20 protein-coding genes are annotated in these 20,307 nt (G+C 70.8%); 10 read left to right on the forward strand and 10 right to left on the reverse strand.

The window, feature by feature from the left end:
- Positions 1-28 precede the first annotated feature (28 nt).
- Genes ACIGO6_RS30620 through ACIGO6_RS30640 form a run of 5 tightly spaced genes read right to left on the reverse strand, consistent with a single transcriptional unit; the run spans position 29 to position 5,764 of the window.
- On the reverse strand, positions 29-829 hold the full coding sequence (locus ACIGO6_RS30620) for an ABC transporter permease (RefSeq protein ID WP_399882034.1): 801 nt from the start codon (positions 827-829) through the stop codon (positions 29-31).
- Positions 830-1,759 carry an ABC transporter permease gene (locus ACIGO6_RS30625; protein WP_399882036.1) on the reverse strand — a complete coding sequence of 310 codons (930 nt, stop codon included), beginning with the start codon at positions 1,757-1,759 and terminating at the stop codon, positions 830-832.
- Positions 1,759-2,919 (reverse strand): ABC transporter ATP-binding protein, encoded by a 1,161-nt coding sequence (locus tag ACIGO6_RS30630; RefSeq protein ID WP_399882038.1) that lies wholly within the window; start codon positions 2,917-2,919, stop codon positions 1,759-1,761. The genes ACIGO6_RS30625 and ACIGO6_RS30630 overlap by 1 nt, the downstream gene beginning before the upstream one ends.
- Positions 2,920-2,924: 5 nt before the next feature.
- On the reverse strand, positions 2,925-4,172 hold the full coding sequence (locus ACIGO6_RS30635) for a spermidine/putrescine ABC transporter substrate-binding protein (RefSeq protein WP_399882040.1): 1,248 nt from the start codon (positions 4,170-4,172) through the stop codon (positions 2,925-2,927).
- 56 nt (positions 4,173-4,228) lie between these two features.
- The gene (locus tag ACIGO6_RS30640) at positions 4,229-5,764 is read right to left on the reverse strand and encodes a gamma-aminobutyraldehyde dehydrogenase (protein ID WP_399882042.1); all 1,536 of its coding nucleotides are present in this window, start codon (positions 5,762-5,764) and stop codon (positions 4,229-4,231) included.
- 202 nt (positions 5,765-5,966) lie between these two features.
- On the opposite strand from ACIGO6_RS30640, the gene ACIGO6_RS30645 reads away from it, so the two are divergent.
- A complete protein-coding gene (locus tag ACIGO6_RS30645) occupies positions 5,967-6,563 on the forward strand; it encodes an NADAR family protein (RefSeq protein WP_399882044.1) in 597 nt (198 codons plus the stop codon).
- A gap of 75 nt (positions 6,564-6,638) precedes the next feature.
- Here ACIGO6_RS30645 and ACIGO6_RS30650 read toward each other — a convergent pair whose 3' ends face one another.
- Together ACIGO6_RS30650 and ACIGO6_RS30655 are read right to left on the reverse strand one after the other, a co-directional pair.
- Complete coding sequence (locus tag ACIGO6_RS30650) at positions 6,639-7,100, reverse strand: DUF4190 domain-containing protein (protein ID WP_399882046.1); 462 nt, start codon at positions 7,098-7,100, stop codon at positions 6,639-6,641.
- 66 nt (positions 7,101-7,166) lie between these two features.
- Positions 7,167-7,835, reverse strand: a complete 669-nt coding sequence (locus tag ACIGO6_RS30655; RefSeq protein WP_399882048.1) for a DUF4190 domain-containing protein — start codon at positions 7,833-7,835, stop codon at positions 7,167-7,169.
- A 152-nt stretch (positions 7,836-7,987) separates the two neighbouring features.
- Between ACIGO6_RS30655 and ACIGO6_RS30660 the strand changes: the two genes are divergently transcribed.
- The 3 genes from ACIGO6_RS30660 to ACIGO6_RS30670 all read left to right on the forward strand — a co-directional run bounded on the left by ACIGO6_RS30660 (position 7,988) and on the right by ACIGO6_RS30670 (position 11,090).
- Positions 7,988-9,049 (forward strand): adenosine deaminase, encoded by a 1,062-nt coding sequence (locus tag ACIGO6_RS30660; protein ID WP_399882050.1) that lies wholly within the window; start codon positions 7,988-7,990, stop codon positions 9,047-9,049.
- A 13-nt stretch (positions 9,050-9,062) separates the two neighbouring features.
- Positions 9,063-9,776, forward strand: coding sequence for a glycerophosphodiester phosphodiesterase (locus ACIGO6_RS30665; RefSeq protein WP_399882052.1), 714 nt, complete (start codon positions 9,063-9,065; stop codon positions 9,774-9,776).
- Between the two features lie 153 nt (positions 9,777-9,929).
- Positions 9,930-11,090 (forward strand): serine hydrolase domain-containing protein, encoded by a 1,161-nt coding sequence (locus ACIGO6_RS30670; protein WP_399882054.1) that lies wholly within the window; start codon positions 9,930-9,932, stop codon positions 11,088-11,090.
- On the opposite strand, the gene ACIGO6_RS30675 is transcribed toward ACIGO6_RS30670, so the two are convergent.
- The 3 genes from ACIGO6_RS30675 to ACIGO6_RS30685 all read right to left on the reverse strand — a co-directional run bounded on the left by ACIGO6_RS30675 (position 11,068) and on the right by ACIGO6_RS30685 (position 14,473).
- Complete coding sequence (locus tag ACIGO6_RS30675; protein WP_399882056.1) at positions 11,068-11,598, reverse strand: HXXEE domain-containing protein; 531 nt, start codon at positions 11,596-11,598, stop codon at positions 11,068-11,070. The two genes, ACIGO6_RS30670 and ACIGO6_RS30675, sit on opposite strands and share 23 nt — an antisense overlap.
- Before the next feature lie 41 nt (positions 11,599-11,639).
- Positions 11,640-12,830, reverse strand: coding sequence for a spermidine/putrescine ABC transporter substrate-binding protein (locus ACIGO6_RS30680; protein WP_399882058.1), 1,191 nt, complete (start codon positions 12,828-12,830; stop codon positions 11,640-11,642).
- A 203-nt stretch (positions 12,831-13,033) separates the two neighbouring features.
- Positions 13,034-14,473, reverse strand: a complete 1,440-nt coding sequence (locus ACIGO6_RS30685) for a gamma-aminobutyraldehyde dehydrogenase (RefSeq protein WP_399882060.1) — start codon at positions 14,471-14,473, stop codon at positions 13,034-13,036.
- A 165-nt stretch (positions 14,474-14,638) separates the two neighbouring features.
- On the opposite strand from ACIGO6_RS30685, the gene ACIGO6_RS30690 reads away from it, so the two are divergent.
- The 6 genes from ACIGO6_RS30690 (at position 14,639) to ACIGO6_RS30715 (ending at position 20,287) form a co-directional block, all read left to right on the forward strand.
- On the forward strand, positions 14,639-15,154 hold the full coding sequence (locus ACIGO6_RS30690) for an Lrp/AsnC family transcriptional regulator (protein ID WP_399882062.1): 516 nt from the start codon (positions 14,639-14,641) through the stop codon (positions 15,152-15,154).
- Positions 15,155-15,156: 2 nt separating this feature from the next.
- A complete protein-coding gene (locus ACIGO6_RS30695; protein ID WP_399882064.1) occupies positions 15,157-16,524 on the forward strand; it encodes an aspartate aminotransferase family protein in 1,368 nt (455 codons plus the stop codon).
- Positions 16,525-16,749: 225 nt separating this feature from the next.
- Positions 16,750-17,526, forward strand: a complete 777-nt coding sequence (locus ACIGO6_RS30700; protein ID WP_399882066.1) for an ABC transporter ATP-binding protein — start codon at positions 16,750-16,752, stop codon at positions 17,524-17,526.
- Complete coding sequence (locus ACIGO6_RS30705) at positions 17,508-18,875, forward strand: hypothetical protein (RefSeq protein WP_399882068.1); 1,368 nt, start codon at positions 17,508-17,510, stop codon at positions 18,873-18,875. The genes ACIGO6_RS30700 and ACIGO6_RS30705 overlap by 19 nt, the downstream gene beginning before the upstream one ends.
- 107 nt (positions 18,876-18,982) lie before the next feature.
- The gene (locus tag ACIGO6_RS30710) at positions 18,983-19,390 is read left to right on the forward strand and encodes a VOC family protein (protein WP_399882070.1); all 408 of its coding nucleotides are present in this window, start codon (positions 18,983-18,985) and stop codon (positions 19,388-19,390) included.
- Between the two features lie 186 nt (positions 19,391-19,576).
- A complete protein-coding gene (locus tag ACIGO6_RS30715; protein ID WP_399882072.1) occupies positions 19,577-20,287 on the forward strand; it encodes an LAETG motif-containing sortase-dependent surface protein in 711 nt (236 codons plus the stop codon).
- Positions 20,288-20,307 lie beyond the last annotated feature (20 nt).

A 20,307-nucleotide genomic window follows, 5' to 3' on the forward strand; every position in this document is an offset into this window, starting at 1 on the left:
AACACTGGTGCGCTTGCACTGATGTGCTTTATGCCTTGCGGCGATTTCGGCGGTTGCCGATGACCATGGAGGCCAGGACGAACAGTACGGCGATGACGAACATGGCCGTACCGACGACGTTGATCTGAACGGGCGTCCCGCGCTGCGCCGATCCCCAGACGAACATGGGGAACGTGACGGTGGAGCCCGCGTTGAAGTTCGTGATGATGAAATCGTCGAAGGACAGCGCGAAGGCGAGCAGCGCGCCGGCCGCGATTCCGGGGGCGGCGATGGGCAGCGTGACCCGGACGAAGGTCTGGAAGGGACCGGCGTACAGGTCCTGCGCCGCCTGCTCCAGTCGCGGGTCCATCGACATCACGCGCGCCTTGACGGCCGTCACCACGAAGCTGAGGCAGAACATGATGTGGGCGATCAGGACCGTCCAGAAGCCCAGCTGAGCGCCCATGTTGAGGAACAGGGTGAGCAGCGAGGCGGCCATCACGACCTCGGGCATCGCCATCGGCAGGAAGATCAGCGAGTTGATGGCGCCGCGCGCGCGGAAGCGGTAGCGGACCAGCGCGAAGGCGATCGCCGTGCCCAGCGCGGTGGCGCCGAGCGTCGCCCAGAAGGCGATCTGGAGGCTGAGCGACAGGGAGCCGCACAGCCCGGCGACACCGCACGGGTCCTTCCAGGCGTCCGTGGAGAACTGCTGCCATTCGTAGTTGAAGCGCCCGTTCGGTTTGTTGAACGAGAACACCGTGACAATGATGTTGGGCAGCAGGAGATAGGCGAGCGTGAGCAGTCCGGCGATGACGACCAGATTGCGCTTGAGCCAGTTGACGAAGGTCATTTAAACCAGATCCTCCGTGCCGGACTTGCGGATGTAGAGGGTGACCATGGCGAGAATCGCGGCCATCAGAATGAAGGAGAGCGCCGCCGCCGTCGGATAGTCCAGCACCCGCAGGAACTGGGACTGGATGACATTGCCGATCATTCCGGTGTCCGCCGAGCCCAGCAGGGACGCGTTGACGTAGTCGCCGGTCGCCGGGATGAAGGTCAGCAGCGTGCCGGAGACCACGCCCGGCATCGACAGCGGGAAGGTGACCTTGCGGAAGACGGTGGAGGGCTTGGCGTACAGGTCGCGCGCCGCCTCGTGCAGCCGTCCGTCGATGCGCTCCAGGGACGTGTACAGCGGCAGGATCATGAAGGGGAGGAAGTTGTACGTCAGGCCGCAGACCACCGCGAGCGGCGTGGCCAGCACGCGGTCGCCGGCCGTCCAGCCGAGCCAGCTGGTGACGTCCAGGACGTGCAGCGTGTTCAGGGCGCCGACGACCGGGCCGCCGTCCGCGAGGATCGTCTTCCAGGCCAGGGTGCGGATCAGGAAGCTGGTGAAGAACGGCGCGATCACCAGAATCATGATCAGGTTCCGCCAGCGCCCCGCGCGGAAGGCGATCAGGTACGCGAGCGGGTAGCCGAGCAGCAGGCACAGCACGGTCGCGGAGGCCGCGTAGGCGACGGAGCGCAGGAACTGCGGCCAGTACTCGGACACCGCGTCCCAGTAGGTGACGAAGTGCCAGGTGACCTTGTAGCCCTCCTCCAGCGAGCCCGTCTGCACGGACGTGGAGGCCTGGTAGACCATCGGCGCCGCGAAGAAGACGACCAGCCACAGGATGCCGGGCAGCAGCAGCCAGTACGGCGTCCAGCGGCCCCTCTTGCGCGGGGGCTTCTTGTCGGGCGCGGCCGGGGACAGGGGCGGTGGCGCCTCGGTGAGGGTGGACATCAGGCGGCCTCGCCCTCGGCGACGCCGGCGTCAATGTCCTGGGCCGCGTCGAGGCCGAAGGTGTGCGCCGGGTTCCAGTGCAGGACGACGTCGGCGCCGGGCGCGAGGCGGCCGTCCCGGTCGATGTTCTGGACGTACACCTCGAACTCGGGGCAGGCCGCGCAGTCCACGACGTACTGGGTGGAGACGCCGATGAAACTGGTGTTGCTGATCTTGCCGGTGATGCGGTTGCGGCCCTCGGGGATGGAGCCGGCCTCGTCGGCGTGGGTGAGGCTGATCTTCTCCGGGCGTACGCCGACCAGGAGCTTTCCGCCGGCCTGGGCCGGCGCGGAACAGCGGGCGCCGGGCAGGACGAGCTTGTCGCCGGCCGCCTTGACCACGATGTCGTCGCCGCTGCGGGTGTCGACCTCGGCCTCGATGAGGTTGGAGGTGCCCAGGAAGTTGGCGACGAACGTGGTCTGCGGGTTCTCGTACAGGTCGGCGGGGGCGCCCAGCTGCTCGACGCGGCCCCCGTTCATCACGGCGACCTGGTCGGCCATGGTCATGGCCTCCTCCTGGTCGTGGGTGACGTGCACGAAGGTGATGCCGACCTCGGTCTGGATGCGCTTGAGCTCCAGCTGCATCTGGCGGCGCAGCTTGAGGTCGAGGGCGCCGAGGGGTTCGTCCAGGAGCAGCACCTTGGGGTGGTTGATCAGGGCGCGGGCGACCGCGACGCGCTGCTGCTGGCCGCCGGAGAGCTGGTGCGGCTTCTTGCGCGCCTGCTCGCCGAGCTGGACGAGGTCGAGCATCTCCTCGACCTGCTTCTTCACGCTCTTGATGCCGCGCCGGCGCAGACCGAAGGCGACGTTCTCGAAGATGTCGAGGTGCGGGAAGAGGGCGTAGGACTGGAAGACCGTGTTGACCGGCCGCTTGTACGGCGGGAGGGCGGTCACGTCCTGGTCGCCGAGGTGGACGGTGCCGCTGCTCGGTTCCTCCAGGCCGGCGATCATGCGCAGGGTGGTGGTCTTGCCGCAGCCGGAGGCGCCGAGCAGGGCGAAGAAGGAGCCCTGGGGCACGGTCAGGTCGAGCGGGTGCACGGCGGTGAAGGAGCCGTAGGTCTTGCTGATGCCGGAGAGGCGGACGTCGCCGCTGTGCTCCGTCGAGTCTGTGGTGGTCTTCATCGTCGTCACGCCCCAGTGAGCTTCGCGAACTTCTCTTCGTAGGCCGTCTCTTCCTTCGCGCTCAGCGAGCGGAAGGCACGGGAGAGGGCCTGCATGGCCTTGTCGGGAATGATCAGCGGGTTGTTCGCCGCGTCCTCGTCGATCTTCGCAAGCTCGCCCTTCACCCCGTCGACGGGACAGACGAAGTTGATGTAGGCGGCGAGCTCCGCGGCCGGAGCCGGCTCGTAGTAGTAGTCGATGAGCCGCTCGGCGTTCGCCTTGTGCCGGGCCTTGTTGGGGACCAGCATGTTGTCGCTCGACGTGATGTATCCGCTGTCCGGGATGACGAAGTCGACGTCCGGGTTGTCCGCCTTGAGCTGGACGACGTCCCCGGCCCAGGCCAGACAGGCCGCGAAGTCGCCCTTGGTGATGTCGGCGGTGTAGTCGTTGCCGGTGAAGCGGCGTATCTGGCCGCTGTCGACGCCCTTCTGGAGCCGGGCGATCGCCGCGTCGTAGTCGTCGTCGGAGAAGCGCGCCGGGTCCTTGTCCATGTCGAGCAGCATCATGCCGATGGTGTCGCGCATCTCGGTGAGGAAGCCGACGCGCCCCTTGAGCTTCGGGTTGTCGAGCAGGTCGGAGACCGTCTTCACCTCGACGCCGTCCAGCGCCTTCTTGTTGTAGGCGATGACGGTGGAGATGCCCTGCCAGGGGTAGGAGTAGGCGCGGCCCGGGTCCCAGTCGGGGGTGCGGAACTGGGGCGACAGGTGGGCGAAGGCGTGCGGCAGGTTGGCCGGGTCCAGTTTCTGGACCCAGCCGAGGCGGATCAGCCGGGCGGCCAGCCAGTCGGTGAGCACGATGATGTCGCGCCCGGTCTCCTGGCCGGCGGCGAGCTGCGGCTGGATCTTGCCGAAGAACTCACTGTTGTCGTTGATGTCCTCCGTGTACGTGACCTTGATGCCGGTGCGTTTCGTGAACGCCTCCAGCGTGGGGTGCCGCCGGCCGCTCTCGTCGACGTCCATGTACTCGGTCCAGTTGGAGAAGGCGATCTTCTTCTCCTCCTTGGACCGGTCCTCGGAGGACACCCCGCCCTCGGTCTTGCCGGCCGCCGGGATGCCGCAGGCGCTCAGCGTCCCGAGTCCGCCGACCGCGAGCGCGCCGCCCGCGGAGGCGCGCAGCAGTGAGCGGCGGGTGAGGGCGGCCCTGCCGTTGGTGTAACTGCGCCGCATGGCGGCCACTTGGGCCGGGGACAGGCGGTCGGGCTCGTACTGCTCCATGCGCGTGGTTGCCCTTTCGGGTGCGGTCGGCCGTGGTCGGCGGCCTCAGACGATGACTATCGGTCCCCGAAGACGGTGCGGTGCCAGTCCTTGGCCGCCACCGCGGTGTTGTCGAACATGACGTGCTTGACCTGTGTGTACTCCTCGAAGGAGTAGGCGGACATGTCCTTGCCGAAGCCGGACGCCTTGTATCCGCCGTGCGGCATCTCGCTGATGATCGGGATGTGGTCGTTGATCCACACGCAGCCCGCCTTGATCTCGCGGGTGGCGCGGTTCGCCCGGTACACGTCCCGGCTCCAGGCGGAGGCGGCGAGCCCGTACGGCGTGTCGTTGGCCAGCCGGATGCCCTCGTCGTCGCTGTCGAAGGGCAGCACGACCAGGACCGGCCCGAAGATCTCGGACTGGACGACCTCGCTGTCCTGCGTCGCGTCGGCGATGAGGGTGGGCCGGTAGTAGGCGCCGTCCTCGAGGTCGCCCTGCGGCGCCTCGCCGCCGGTCACCACGCGCGCGTAGGAGCGGGCCCGGTCGACGAAGCCGGCGACGCGGTCCCGCTGGACGTGGCTGACCAGCGGGCCGAGGTCGGTGCCGGGGGCGAACGGGTCGCCGACCCGGACGGTGTCCATGAGGGCGGCGGTCTTCTCGACGAAGGCCTCGTAGAGGGGCCGCTGCACGTACGCGCGCGTGGCGGCCGTGCAGTCCTGGCCGGTGTTGATGAGCGCGCCCGCGACCGCGCCGTGGACGGCGGCGTCGAGGTCGGCGTCGTCGAAGACCAGGAAGGGCGCCTTGCCGCCCAGCTCCAGGTGCAGGCGCTTGACGGTGGCCGTGGCGACCTCGGCGACGCGCTTGCCGACGGCGGTGGAGCCGGTGAAGGACGTCATGGCGACGTCCGGGTGGCCGACCAGGTGCTCGCCCGCCTCCCTCCCCGTGCCGGTGACGATGTTGATCACGCCGTCCGGGATGCCGGCCTCGGTCGCCGCCTGGGCGAACATCAGGGAGGTCAGCGGGGTGATCTCGGCGGGCTTGAGCACGATGGTGTTGCCGGCCGCGATCGCCGGGAGGATCTTCCAGGCGGCCATCTGGAGGGGGTAGTTCCAGGGCGCGATGGACCCGACGACGCCGATCGGCTCGCGGCGCACGTAAGAGGTGTGGTCGCCGGAGTACTCCCCCGCCGACTGCCCCTGGAGGTGCCGGGCGGCACCGGCGAAGAAGGCCGCGTTGTCGACCGTGCCCGGCACGTCGAACTCACGGGTCAGCTTCAGCGGCTTCCCGCACTGCAGGGACTCGGCGCGGGCGAAGTCCTCGGCCCGGTCGGCGAGCACGGCGGCGAAGCGGTGCAGGGCGTCGGAACGCTCGCCGGGGGTGGCGCCGGCCCACCCGGGGAACGCCTCCCGGGCGGCGGCGACGGCCGCGTCGACGTCGTCCGGCCCGGCGAGCTCGTAGGTCAGGACGTCCTCGCCGGTCGCCGGGTCGACGACCGTGTGCGTCCGTCCGGAGGTGCCCTTCGTCAGACGGCCCGCGATGTACTGGGCCCCGTCCGCGAAGCGGTCCTGGGCCGGAAATCGGTCCGGGGTGGCGTTGCCCGGGTTGTGCATGTCGGCTCTCCTCGGTCTCCCCGTGGCGGGGGCCGGCGTGGCTCAGGCTCGATGTGAGTGCCGATCCTGACAGAGCACTAGGCCACCAACAAGTGATTCCGTTGTTGCCATTTGGTTACGCGACGGAATCTGTCGACCAGGTGTCGAGTCGCCACGGAAAAGGGCGGACGGAGTGTCCGTGGCGCGTGCCAGACTCGCGTGCATGGAGAGGATCACGGGGGCGGCAGTGGGCACCATCGACAGCAGGGAAGTACTGCTCACGCAGGTCCGGTCGGGTGCGCGGATCAAGTACCTGCTGTTCTGGGGACACCGGCCGAGGCCCGACGGCCGGATCGGACCGAGTTGTCTCAGCCAGTGGTGGCCGTCCCCGTTCACCGTGGCCGGGGTGGAGTACGCGACGGCGGAGCACTGGATGATGGCGGGCAAGGCGCGGCTCTTCCGGGACGCGGAGGCCGAACGGCGGGTGCTGGCCGCGGGGCACCCGGCCGAGGCCAAGAAGGCGGGGCGGCTGGTGCGCGGCTTCGACGAAGCGGTGTGGGAGCGGGAGCGGTTCCGGATCGTCGTCGAGGGCAGCGTCCACAAGTTCGCCTCGGACCCGGACCTGCGCGCGTTCCTGCTGGGCACCGGCGAGAGGGTGCTGGTGGAGGCGAGCCCGGTGGACCGGGTGTGGGGCATCGGTCTGGCCGCGGACGACGAGGCGGCGACGGACCCGGAGCGGTGGCGGGGGCCGAATCTGCTGGGGTTCGCGCTGATGGCGGCGCGGAAACGCTTGCGGGAGCGGTTGCGGGAGAACGACTGAGGGGCGGCCCGGAAGGCCGCCCCCCTGTGTCACGGAGCCACTGACCGTCATGTCGGTCCGGCCCGCGAACCACGCTCAGACGGAGCTCATGAGGCTCGCGAAGACGAGGAACCCGAGCAGCGGCAGGATCACGGTGGCCACGATGCCGCAGACCAGACCGGCGGTCGCCGCACCCTTGTTGGTGGCCTCGCCCCGGTTGGCCTTGCTCCGGCCGATCGCGCCGAAGATGATGCCGAGAATGCCCAGGATGACGCCGAAGAACCACAGGAAGAAGGTCAGGCTGCACACCACGCCGATGATGCCCAGCACCAGCCCCGTGGTCCCCATGCCGTTGCTCGGCTGCACCGGCATGGCGTACCCGGGCGCCTGGGGGTAGCCCACCGGCGGAGCCGCGGGGTACGCCTGGCCCGCGCTCGGGTAGCCGTACCCGGGCGCGGACTGCGGGGGCACGGACGGCGGGTACGCGTACCCTCCGGCGGGCGGCTGGCCCGGCTGCGGTGGCCCGAACCCGCCGGGACCGGGATTGGTGTGCGACATGAACTGCTCTCCCCTCGTTGAAGTTCGACATCGTAATGGCCCTGATCCCTCAGGGCGGAGGGAAGTTCAGTTCTGCACCGCCACGGAGACCGGCGCCGGGCGCGGGGCTCCGTAGTAGGGGTCGTCGTACTCCGACTCCTCGTTGATCGCGGCGACGATCCCGACGGCGAGCAGGACGATCACGGCGATACCGAGGACGATGCCGATGATGCCCATGACGAAGCCGGCCTGCGCCTGGCCGTGGTTGTTGGCCTCGCCCTGCTCGGCCTTGCGCCGGCCCTTGACGCCGAAGACCACGGCGAGGATGCCGAGCACCACGGAGACCACGCCGTACATGCAGAACAGGCAGCAGGCGAGGATGCCCAGCACCATCGCCGCGGTGCCCATGCCGTTCTGCGGAGGCATGCCCGCCCCGGGCCAGCCGTAGCCCTGCGGGTAACCGGGGTAGCCGTACCCGCCCGGCACACCCGGGCCACCGGGCGCGATCGGCGGGGGCGGCACCGCACCCTCGGGAGGGGAGAACCCGGCGGCGGGCATCGACGTGACCGTCGCCTGGTCGTGCACGGACGGCGGCTGCTGCCCGCGCGGTGCGTCGTCGACGGGCGGCGTGCCCGGCTCCTGCGGCTGCCCCGCCCCGGCCTCGCGGCCCTTCTCCAGGGACGGCCCGCTCTCGGGGGGCGCCCAAGGGTCGTAGCCGCCGGCGGAGTCCCCGCCGGGCCGTGGTGCGTCCGTCATCGTGTCCCCCTGGGTCGATCGTGCCCGTCATGCTACGGGCCCGGCCCGGGCGGCGTGAGACCGGCCTACGATGATCCCGAGCACCGATCAGCCGATCACCCGCGTCCCTCCGCCGCACCGCCGGCCCGGGACGCCGCTTTGGGGAGGAACCCTTGACCGAGCACCTCGTCGACCCCGCCGTCCCGCGCGACCTGCACGCCTTCATCGCCGGACTGCCCAAGGCCGAACTGCACGTCCACCACGTCGGCTCCGCCTCCCCGCGCATCGTCTCGGAACTGGCCGCGCGCCACCCCGACTCCAAGGTCCCCACCGACCCCGAGGCCCTGGTCGACTACTTCACGTTCACGGACTTCGCGCACTTCATCGAGGTGTACCTGTCCGTCGTCAACCTGATCCGCACCCCGGAGGACGTGCGGCTGCTGACGTACGAGGTGGCCCGGGACATGGCCCGGCAGCAGGTGCGGTACGCCGAGCTGACCATCACCCCGTTCTCCTCGACCCGGCGCGGCATCGACGAGGGCGCCTTCATGGACGCGATCGAGGATGCCCGCAAGGCGGCCGAGGCCGAGTTCGGGACCGTACTGCGCTGGTGCTTCGACATTCCGGGCGAGGCCGGTCTGGAGTCCGCCGAGGAGACGACGCGGCTCGCCACCGACGACCGGCTGCGCCCCGAGGGCCTGGTCTCCTTCGGCCTCGGCGGGCCCGAGATCGGGGTGGCCCGGCCACAGTTCAAGCCGTACTTCGACCAGGCGATCGCCGCGGGCCTGCACTCGGTGCCGCATGCCGGCGAGACCACCGGTCCGGGGACGGTGTGGGACGCGCTCACCCACCTGCGCGCCGAACGCATCGGGCACGGCACCAGCTCCGCGCAGGACCCGAAGCTGCTGGAACACCTCGCGGAGCGGCGCATCCCGCTGGAGGTGTGCCCCACCTCGAACATCGCCACCCGCGCGGTGGCCACCCTGGACGAGCACCCGATCAAGGAGTTCACGCGCGCCGGCGTCCTGGTGACCATCAACTCCGACGACCCGCCGATGTTCGGCACCGACCTCAACAACGAGTACGCCGTCGCCGCCCGGCTCCTCGGCCTCGACGAGCGCGGGCTCGCCGACCTGGCGAAGAACGCGGTCGAGGCGTCGTTCCTCGACGCGCCGGGCAAGGCGAGGATCAGGGACGAGATCGACACGTACACCGCCACCTGGCTCGCCTCCTGAGACGGCCCGCGCCATGACCTCCCTGCGCGACGTGACCGCCGTGGCCCACCGCGGCGACCCGTACCGGTTCCGTGAGAACACGATCGCCTCGCTGCGCTCCGCGCTGCGGTGCGGCGCGGACGCGGTCGAGACCGACGTACGCCTCACCCGGGACGGCGTGCCGGTGCTGCTGCACGACGAGACGCTGAAGCGGCTGTGGCAGCAGGACCGGCCGCTGCGCGCCCTGTCGGCGGAGGAGGTGCGCGAGCTGACGGCGGGCCGGGTGCCGACGCTCGCGGAGGCGCTGGCGGCGACCGACGGCAGCCGGCTGATGCTCGACCTGCCGGGCATGCCGGGCGAGCGCGCGGCCCGGCGCATCGTGGACGTGGTCCGCGCGTGCGGGGCGGCGGACCGCGTCTACTACTGCGCGGGCCCCGTCTCGATGCTCGCCGTGCGCGCCGCCGACCCGGCCGCCGAGATCGCCCTGACCTGGACGACGGCGGCACCGCCCCGGCCCGCACTGCTGGCGGCGGTGCGGCCGCGGTGGCTCAACTACCGGTTCGGGCTGGTGGACCGCGCGCTGGCCGAGCGCGTCCACCGCGACGGGCACCTGCTGTCCGTGTGGACGCCGGACACCCGCCGCACCATGCGCCGCCTGCGTGCCCTGGGCGTCGACTCGATCACCACCAACCGCATCGACGTGCTGTGCGCGCTGCGCGACAGCGACGGAACCGCTCCGGTCCCGTAAGGGACGACCCTCACAACTCCCGGTCTTCGTGGGGGCGTTCCCCGAGTCCGGCTAGGGGGCGGGCACCCTGCTCACCGACGATCCGCCACGGGGCGCGGCGCACAAGGATGATCACGATCCTTCCGCCGCAACCGCCTTCACCTGGAGCAGTCGATGCGTGCCCGTACCCATGCAGTCCTCGCCACCTCGGTCGTCCTCGCCCTGGCCGCGGGCCCGCTGGCGGCCCCGGCCTTCGCCGCGCCGCCCGCCCCGGCTTCCCGCTCCGCCGACCAGCGGGGACCGGCCGAGGAAGCGCTGCGCGCCGCCATCGCGGGACTGCCGGACCAGTACGCCACCGCCGCACTCGTGCGGGTCGGCACCCGCGACGGCGACTGGCACGGCAGCGCGGGGGTGCGCGACCTGACCAGTGGCCGGCCGGCACACCCCAACGCCCGCTTCCGAGCCGGTTCGATCACGAAGGTCGTCACCGCGGCCACCGTCCTGCGCCTCGCCGCGCAGCACGAGATCGGCCTGGACGCGCCCGTCCAGAGCTACCTCCCCGACCTGTTCACGCCGGACTTCGAGCAGCCGATCAGCGTCCGCCACCTGCTGAACCACACCAGCGGCATCAAGCCGGGCGACGGGCTCGGCGACGACTTCGCGGAGCTGTACTCACGCCGTTACGAGACCCTGACCCCGCAGCAGGTCGCGGCGTCGGCGATCGCCAAGGGACCGGAGGACTTCGTCCCGGGGACGCGACAGCAGTACCTGAACATCAACTACACGATCCTCGGCCTGCTGGTCGAAAAGGTCACGGGACGCTCGTACGCCTCGGAGGCCACGCGTCTCGTCCTGCGCCCGGCCGGCATGCACCACACATACTTTCCGGGCACCGATCCCCGCATCCGGGGCCCGCACAACCGGGGCTACCAGGCGGTGGAGCGGCCGGACGGCACGACGAGGCTGGTCGACGTGACCGAGTGGAACCAGGCGGACCGCTGGGCGGCTGGCGACATGATCTCCACCACCGCCGACCTGGAGAAGCTGCTCACGAAGCTGTTCCGGGGGAAGATCGTGCCGCAGCCCGAGCTGGAGGAGATGTTCACGACACCGGCGGGCGTCCCGGGCGCGACCCTGAGCGCCGGGCTGGAGTACCAGGAGGCCGACGGCCAGGTCTTCTGGGGCAAGTCGGGGGGCCGCTACGGCTACAGCGCGTTCATCGGCGGCACCCGCGACCTGAGCCGCACCCTCGTCTACTCGGTCAACGCCACGGACGCCAAGAGCGCGGCGCCGAACCCGGTCATCGACGGGATCACCGCGGCCGCGCTGAAGTAGCCCCCGTCAGCCGCCGTGCCACCGCGTGCGCCCCGACCGTCGCCACTCCCGCGAAACCGAGCCCCACGGCGAGGTCGCGCGGGCGCGTGGCGCGCAGGACACCGGCACGGCGCAGCCGGTGGCGGGCCCAGAGGGTGAACGGGACGACGACGAGTGGCGCGGTCACGGACCCGGGCGTGTAACCGCGCACCAGCCCCGCCTGGGCGAGGTGGACCAGGCCGTGCAGACCGAAGGCGTCCAGCGCCGTCTGGTACGCGGCCGACCGGCCGCCGGTCAGTCGTCCCGCGGCGGACGCGGCGGCCACGACCACGGCCATCGCCCCGACCGCCACCGCGAACTCCCGCCCTTCGACCGACCCGGCCCGCCGCCACACGGACTCCGGCACGGTGGGGAACCGCTCGCGCAGGGCGGGCAGCTCGCGCCGCCACCAGCCCGGCACGGTCGCCAGTTCCTCGGCGTCGTGCAGCGCCCAGGCGGCCAGCAGACCGAGCGTGACCGCCGCCCCCATCTTTTCATCACTCGGTGAATTCATCACGTCGGGTCAGTCTGCTACACGCCCACGATCGCGTTCCACCGCTTCGCGAACTCCGTCCGCTCCCCCGCCGCGATGTCCCGTGCGATCGCGAGCCGTTGCCGCATCGCCGCGTCCGGGAAGATCAGCGGGTCCTCGGCCAGGGCGGCGGTCTCCGCGTCGTCGGAGGAGGCGAGCACGTCCTGCGCGGCGGGGACCGGGCAGACGTAGTTGACCCAGGCGGCCAGCTCGGCGGCGACCTCGGGCTGGTAGTAGTGGTCGATCAGCCGCTCGGCGTTGGCCTTGTGGCGGGCCAGGTTGGGGATCATCAGGGACTCCGCCCACAGCTCGGCGCCCTCCTCGGGGACGACGAACTCGATGTCCGGGTCGTCCGCCTGGAGCTGGATCACGTCACCGGAGTAGGCCTGGCAGGCGAGAACGTCGCCACTGGAGAGGTCCTTGATGTAGTCGTTGCCGGTGAAGCGACGGATCTGCCCCTTGCCGACCTGCTTCTCCACCTGGTCGCAGATGGTGTGGAAGTCGTCCGCCGTCCAGTCGGTGATGTCCACGCCGTTGCCGAGCATCAGCAGCGCGAACGCCTCGTCGAGCCCGGAGAGCAGGGTCACCCGGCCCTTGAGGTCGTCCGCCCACAGGTCGGACACGTGTCGGATCTCGCGGCCGAGCCTGCGCCGGTTGTAGGCGATGCCGGTGATGCCGGACTGCCAGGGCACGGTGTACTTCCGGCCCGGGTCGAAGGCGGGCGAGCGGAGCAGCGGGTCGAGGTACCGGGTGACGTTCGGCTGGCGGGAGCGGTCCATCTCCTGGACCCAGCCGAGCCGGACGAACCGGCCGCACATCCAGTCGCTGATGACGATCAGATCGCGGTCGGTGGGCTGGTGGTTCATGAGGGACGGGCTGATCTTGCCGAAGAACTCGTCGTTGTCGTTGATCTCCTCGACGTACTCGACGGAGACGCCCGTCCGCTTCTCGAAGGCCTCCAGCGTCGGCCGCCGGCCAGGGTCGTCGTCGTCGGTGTCGATGTAGAGCGGCCAGTTCGCCCAGGTGAGCCGCTTGTCGGTGGCGGACAGATCGGCGGCGGCACGCTCACCGGCGGGCACGTAGGCGGCGGGCACCCCGCAGCCGGCGAGGCCACCGAGCGCCGCGCCGGCGCCGAGGGCGCGCAGCAGGGCCCGACGGGAGAGCGGGGACGTCTTCGGTGTCAGGGGCATTGCCGCAGCATGCCGCCCGCGGACGGCCCCGGACAATTGACGCCGCGTCGAGCGGACCGGCCAGGACCCGACACCTTGTCGATCACGGCCCACCCTCGGGCGGGGGCCGGCGCGGGGCACGCGGCGAACCACGGGGAACAGCGTGCGGCCCCGGACGGGAACTCCCGCCCGGGGCCGCACGATCCGGCCGAACCGCCGGAGGCCTACGCGTCCAGCGACGTCATCACGTGCTTGATCCGCGTGTAGTCGTCGAAGCCGTAGCCCGACAGGTCCTTGCCGTAGCCGGACTTCTTGAAGCCGCCGTGCGGCATCTCGGCGACCAGCGGGATGTGGGTGTTGATCCACACGCAGCCGAAGTCCAGCTTCTTCGACATCCGCATGGCGCGGCCGTGGTCCTTGGTCCACACCGAGGAGGCCAGCGCGTAGTCGACGCCGTTGGCCCACTCGACCGCCTGGTCCTCGTCACGGAAGGACTGGACGGTGATGACGGGTCCGAAGACCTCGTTCTGGATGATCTCGTCGTCCTGCTTGAGGCCCGAGACGACGGTCGCGGCGTAGAAGTAGCCCTTGTCGCCGACCTGGTGGCCGCCCGCCTCGACCTTGGCGTGGGCGGGCAGGCGCTCGATGAACCCGGCGACCTGCTTGAGCTGGTTGGGGTTGTTGAGCGGACCGTACGCGACGTCCTCGTCGTCCGGCTGCCCGGTCCTGGTCTCGGCGGCGGCCTTCGCCAGCGCGGCCACGAACTCGTCGTGGATCGACTCGTGGACGAGCACGCGCGTGGCCGCGGTGCAGTCCTGGCCCGCGTTGAAGTAGCCCGCGCCCGCGATGCCCTCGACGGCCGCGGGGATGTCCGTGTCCTCGAAGACCACGACCGGGGCCTTGCCGCCCAGCTCCAGGTGGACCCGCTTGAGGTCCTTCGACGCCGACTCGGCGACCGACATGCCGGCCCGCACCGAGCCGGTGATCGAGGCCATCGCCGGGGTCTCGTGCTCGACCATCAGGCGGCCGGTGTCGCGGTCGCCGCAGACGACGTTGAAGACGCCCTTGGGCACGATCGAGCCGATGATGTCGGCCATCAGGGCCGTGGACGCCGGGGTGGTGTCGGACGGCTTCAGGACGACCGTGTTGCCCGCGGCGAGCGCCGGGGCGAACTTCCACACGGCCATCATCATCGGGTAGTTCCACGGCGCCACCTGGGCGCAGACGCCGATCGGCTCGCGGCGGATCATGGAGGTCAGGCCCTCCATGTACTCACCGGCGCTGCGGCCCTCCAGCATCCGCGCCGCGCCCGCGAAGAAGCGGATCTGGTCGACCATCGGAGGGATCTCCTCGGCGCGGGTCAGCCCGATCGGCTTGCCCGTGTTCTCCACCTCGGCGGCGATCAGCTCCTCGGCCCGCTCCTCGAACGCGTCCGCGATCTTCAGGAGGGCCTTCTGCCGCTCGGCCGGGGTGGTGTCCCGCCAGCCCGGGAAGGCTGCCGCGGCGGCCGCCATGGCGGCGTCCACGTCCGCCTGCCCGGACAGGGGAGCCGTCGCGTACGCCTCGCCCGTGGCGGGGTTGACCACTTCCGTGGTCCGTCCGTCGGCGGCGTCCCGGAACTCACCGTCGATGTAGTTGCGCAGACGACGCAGCTCGGTGCTCACTGCCGGCCCTCCAAGTTCGGGTGTCCAATCACTGAGACACCCACCCTAGACGGAGTCCCGACGTTTTCAACACCCCCGGTCGCCTCCGGATTGCGAAATCCGCAGGCTCAGGCGACCCAGACAACGAATTTCATCGATCCGGCCTTGCAAAACTATCGATACGTCGTGCACAGTGAAGTCGTGGCCAGTCGAAGCGCAGACCAGAAGGACTCCCGCGAGTCCAGGAACGGTGGTCCCCAGTTGGACGCCGTCTCCCTCGCCATCATCGAACAGCTCCAGGAGGACGGCCGCCGGCCGTACGCCGCCATCGGAAAGGCCGTCGGCCTCTCGGAGGCGGCCGTGCGCCAGCGCGTCCAGAAGCTGCTCGACCAGGGTGTGATGCAGATCGTCGCCGTGACGGACCCGCTCACCGTGGGCTTCCGGCGCCAGGCGATGGTCGGCGTCAATGTCGAGGGCGACGTGGAGTCCGTCGCCGACGCGCTGACGGCCATGTCCGAATGCGAGTACGTGGTGATGACCGCAGGCTCCTTCGACCTGATGGTGGAGGTCGTCTGTGAGGACGACGACCACCTCCTGGAGGTCATCAACCGACGCATCCGGGCCGTCCCCGGAGTGCGCTCCACCGAGAGCTTCGTCTACCTCAAGCTCAAGAAGCAGACCTACATGTGGGGAACCCGATAATCGTGAGCACCGACAAGGACCTCAGCAGGACCGCGTACGACCACCTGTGGATGCACTTCACCCGCATGTCGTCGTACGAGAACGCGCCCGTCCCCACCATCGTCCGGGGTGAGGGCACCCACATCTACGACGACAAGGGCAAGCGCTACCTCGACGGTCTCGCCGGCCTGTTCGTGGTCCAGGCCGGTCACGGCCGCCAGGAGCTGGCGGAGACCGCCTCGAAGCAGGCTCAGGAGCTCGCCTTCTTCCCGGTGTGGTCCTACGCCCACCCGAAGGCCGTCGAGCTGGCCGAGCGCCTGGCGAACGAGGCCCCCGGCGACCTCAACAAGGTCTTCTTCACCACCGGTGGCGGCGAGGCGGTCGAGACCGCCTGGAAGCTCGCCAAGCAGTACTTCAAGCTGACCGGCAAGCCGACCAAGTACAAGGTCATCTCCCGCGCGGTCGCCTACCACGGCACGCCGCAGGGCGCCCTGTCGATCACCGGCCTGCCGGGCCTGAAGGCCCCCTTCGAGCCGCTCGTCCCGGGCGCGCACAAGGTGCCGAACACCAACATCTACCGCGCCCCGCTCTTCGGCGACGACCCGGAGGCCTTCGGCCGCTGGGCCGCCGACCAGATCGAGCAGCAGATCCTCTTCGAGGGCCCGGAGACGGTCGCGGCCGTCTTCCTGGAGCCGGTCCAGAACGCCGGCGGCTGCTTCCCGCCCCCGCCCGGCTACTTCCAGCGGGTGCGCGAGATCTGCGACCAGTACGACGTGCTGCTCGTCTCGGACGAGGTCATCTGCGCCTTCGGCCGCCTGGGCACGACGTTCGCCTGCGACAAGTTCGGCTACGTCCCGGACATGATCACCTGCGCCAAGGGCATGACCTCGGGCTACTCCCCGATCGGCGCCTGCATCATCTCCGACCGCCTGGCCGAGCCGTTCTACAAGGGCGACAACACCTTCCTGCACGGCTACACCTTCGGCGGCCACCCGGTCTCCGCCGCGGTCGGCATCGCCAACCTCGACCTGTTCGAGCGCGAGGGCCTCAACCAGCACGTGCTCGACAACGAGGGCAACTTCCGCGCGACGCTGGAGAAGCTCCTCGACCTGCCGATCGTCGGCGACGTCCGCGGCAACGGCTTCTTCTACGGCATCGAGCTGGTCAAGGACAAGACCACCAAGGAGTCGTTCAACGAGGAGGAGACCGAGCGCATCCTGTACGGCTTCCTGTCGAAGGCGCTCTTCGACAACGGCCTGTACTGCCGTGCCGACGACCGCGGCGACCCGGTCATCCAGCTCGCCCCGCCGCTGATCTCCAACCAGGAGACGTTCGACGAGATCGAGCAGATCCTGCGCGCGACGCTGACGGAGGCGTGGACGAAGCTCTGATCGCGGCGCGACTGATCCCGGCGCGACTGTGATCATCCTTCTGGATGATCATTACCGGCCCCGGTGCCGTCCGTTCGAGTGAGAACGGCGGCCCGGGGCCGCGTGCTGTCCGGCTTCCCCCGCGGCGACTCCTTACCGTGCCCAGTGACCGATCGGCCCCGCCTTCGTTCCCCCGGACGGGGGACAGGACCGGGGAAATACGGATCAGAACCGAGGTGTACGCCCATGGAGGCCCCGCCGGACAACGAGGTGCTCTGGGCCCGCGCCCTGCGCTTCCAGCACCACGACGGCTCCCCCGCGCTGCAAGGCGTGTCGCTCGGCGTCCGCGAGGGCGAGATCCTCGCCGTGAGCGGCCCGCGCGGCAGCGGCAAGACCACGCTGCTGCGGTGTCTGTCCGGGCAGATCCGGCCGCAGGACGGCGAGGTGTGGTTCAACAGCGTGCCGGTGCACACCATGGGCCCCCTCGGCCGCGAACGACTGCGCCGCGACCGGTTCGGCTGGATCGACCCCGCCCCCGTGCTCGTCCCGGAGCTCAACGCCTGGGAGAACGCCGCCCTGCCCCTCATGCTGCGCGGCACCGGCCGGCGCCGGGCCAAGACCGCCGCCCTGGAGTGGCTGGAGCGCCTCGACATCGGCGACAGGGCCCGCCGGCGCCCGCACGAACTCCAGCAGGCCGAGCGGCAGCGCGTCTGCATCGCCCGGGCGCTCGCCGTCACCCCCACGGTCCTCTTCGCCGACGAGCCGACGGCTCCCCTGCACCGCGCCGACCGCGCCCATGTGCTGCGCACGCTCACCACGGCGGCCCGCTCGCACGGCATCACCGTCGTCCTCGCCACGCACGACGCGCAGACCGCCGCCCTCGCGGACCGCACGGTGGCGCTCCTGGACGGGCGGCAGGTGCGGACGGTGCACCTGCCCCCGGTCGCCGAGACCGCGGTGGCCACCGGGGCCACCGGCACCTCCGGAACGGAAGGCCGGGCGGCGTGCTCGCTCTCCGCCTGACCCGCGCCGCCCACCTCGCCGTCCACCTGCGCCGTCTGCTGGTCGCGGTGGCCTCGGCGGGCACGGGCTTCCTGCTGCTGTGCGCCCTCGGCCACGCGCTGACCCACCCGGACACGCCCGGCGCCGCCGCCCTCCGACTGGCCTGGTGCGCGGCGCCCCTCGCCGCCACGGTGCACCTCGCCGTCGCGGTGGCCCGCACCGACCCCGGCACCCGGCCCCGCCCCGGGCTGTCGGCGATCGGCCTGGGCCCCGGCCGGCTGATGGCCGTCTCGGCGACGGCCACGGCGCTGGCCTGCGCGCTCGGCTCGGCACTGGCCCTGCTGCTCTTCCTCCACCTGCGCGGCGACCTGACGGGCAGCCCCTTCGACGGCGCCGTGACCGACGCCCTGGCCGTCGGCGTGCCGCTGCCCCTCCCGGCGACCGTGACCCTGCTGGCCCTGGTCCCGGCGACGGCATCGGCCGCGGTCGCACTCGCCCTGCGCCCCCGCGAGCCCCGCCCCGCCCCACCCACCGGCTCACGCCGCTACGGCCGCTTCGGCGCGTACGGCTGGGGCACGTCCCGCGAAACCTTCGGCACCTACGGCCGCTACGGCTCCCGCTTGGCCCCGCAGCCTGCGGGCAGCCGTGCCGCCGGGGCGACTCAGGTGGGCGCAGGCGGCACCCTGCTGGCGCAGGCGAGTGACACCCTCCCCGCGCCCACGACGGACGGCACCCCGAAGACGCCGGACGCCGTGCCCGGCCCCCAGCCCGACCCTCGCCCCCAGAACACCACCACCCTCCCCTGGGGCATCGCCGTACTCACCGCAGGCCTCGCCGTCGAGACCTACGCCGGCAACACGGCCACCCCCGGCACCGGCACCACCCTCCCCGCGGGCGTCCTCATCGGCTGGGCCCTCACCGCCCTGGGCCTCGCCCTGGCCGGTCCCGGCCTCACCCACCTGTGCGGGCGTCTGCTCCAGGCAGCCCGCCCCGGCGCCCTGCGCCTGCTGGCCGGTCGCGTCCTCATGGAGGAGTCGAGCCGTATCGGCCGCCCCCTGGGCGTCGTCTGCGCCGTGGCCTCCTCGGCCTACGCGGCGGCCAAGCTGTACGAGTCGGACGGGGCGGCCATCGGCCCGCTGAGCGCCCTCGGCGCCCTCCTCGTCGTGGGCTGCACGGTGGCCACCCTGCTCACGGCGGCCGTCGAGACCAAGCACGACCGGGCCGACACCACGGATGCCCTGCTGCGGCTGGGCGCGCCTTTGGCGATGCTGCGCGGCGCCGCCGCCGTGCGCGCCGGGTCGCTGCTCGTCCTGTTCGGCCCGCTGGCCCTGATCGTCGCCGAGCTGACCTCGCTGCCGCTGACCCACTGAAAATTTCTCGAAGAAATCTCCGAACCGGCGATGAGTTCCGCGCCTCCCTCGCGTCTGACACTGCGAACGGCACGACAACAGCGCGACACCGAACGGGAGAGGCCCTCATGTACCAGCAGATGATCTTCGTGAACCTGGCCACCAACGACATCGACGCCTCGAAGAAGTTCTTCACCGAGCTCGGCTACGAGATCAACGCCCAGTTCAGCGACGAGAGCACCGGGTCGGTCGTGATCAGCGACACGATCGTCGTGATGCTGCTCGCCAGGCCGAAGTACGCCGAGTTCACGAAGAAGGAGATCGTGGACTCCACGAAGTCCAGCGAGGTGCTGATCGCACTGAGCGCCGAGAGCCGCGAGAAGGTCGACGAGCTGGTGGAGAAGGCGGTCGCGGCCGGCGGCTCGGTCACCGGCGAGACCCAGGACCACGGATTCATGTACGGCCGCGCCTTCAACGACCTCGACGGCCACACCTTCGAGGTCGTGTGGATGGACCCGGCGGCGGTCGAGGGCTGACCCAGGGCGCTGAAACGTCCCGGCGGTTAATAAGAGAGCAAAGCCAACGTCCTTGACGGGCATATGCGTTGACACTGCTTATGCACCGCTTATAGACCGGTGTGGCTCGTGGGTGTGCTGATGCCGCGTCACCGCGCGTCAGCACCCTTTCCACCCCCCGCATCCGCGCTCCCGTAAAGGACAAACGTGGCAGTCCTGTCCATAATCAGCCGTACGGCATCACACCGTGGGGTTCGCGCCCTCGGCGTCGCCTCCGCCTCGGTGGCCCTGGCGCTCGGCGCTGCCGGCACCGCCCTCGCCTGTGACATCAGCGAGTTCTCCGCCGCCGCCAAGTGCGAGGGCGACAAGGGTGTCATCACCGTCACCGACGTGGACCCCGCCGGCATCCCCGCCACCGTCACCGTCTACCTGCAGAACAACGGCGCCGACGCCGAGAAGATCGGCGAGCAGGTGGTCAAGGGCTCGCGCGAGGGCAGCACCATCACCTTCGCCGCGGACTGGAAGCCGAACGCCGAGTACCGCATCCACGTCAAGGCCGACACGTACGTCGACGAGGACATCAAGCCGAACCTCGTCACCCCGTCCACCCCGTGCAAGCCGGAGGACACGCCGGCCCCGACCCCGTCGGAGAGCTCCTCCACCCCGGCCGAGGAGACGGAAACGCCGGCCCCGGCACCGTCCACGTCGGCCCCGGCACCGTCGGCGAGCGAGAGCACCGCACCGGCGGCCGTGCCGAGCAACGCCCCGTCCCCGGCGGCCGGTGAGTCCAACCTCGCCGAGACCGGCGCGGGCTCCAACACCGGCCTGATCGTCGGTATCGCGGCGGCCCTGGTCGTCGTCGGTGGCGGCGCGGCCTTCCTCGGCCTGCGCCGTCGCGGAGCGAACAGCAACCGCTGACCCGCCGACACCGGTACGCA

The organism is Streptomyces sp. NPDC053750 (genome assembly GCF_044544295.1).
GTDB lineage: Bacteria > Actinomycetota > Actinomycetes > Streptomycetales > Streptomycetaceae > Streptomyces.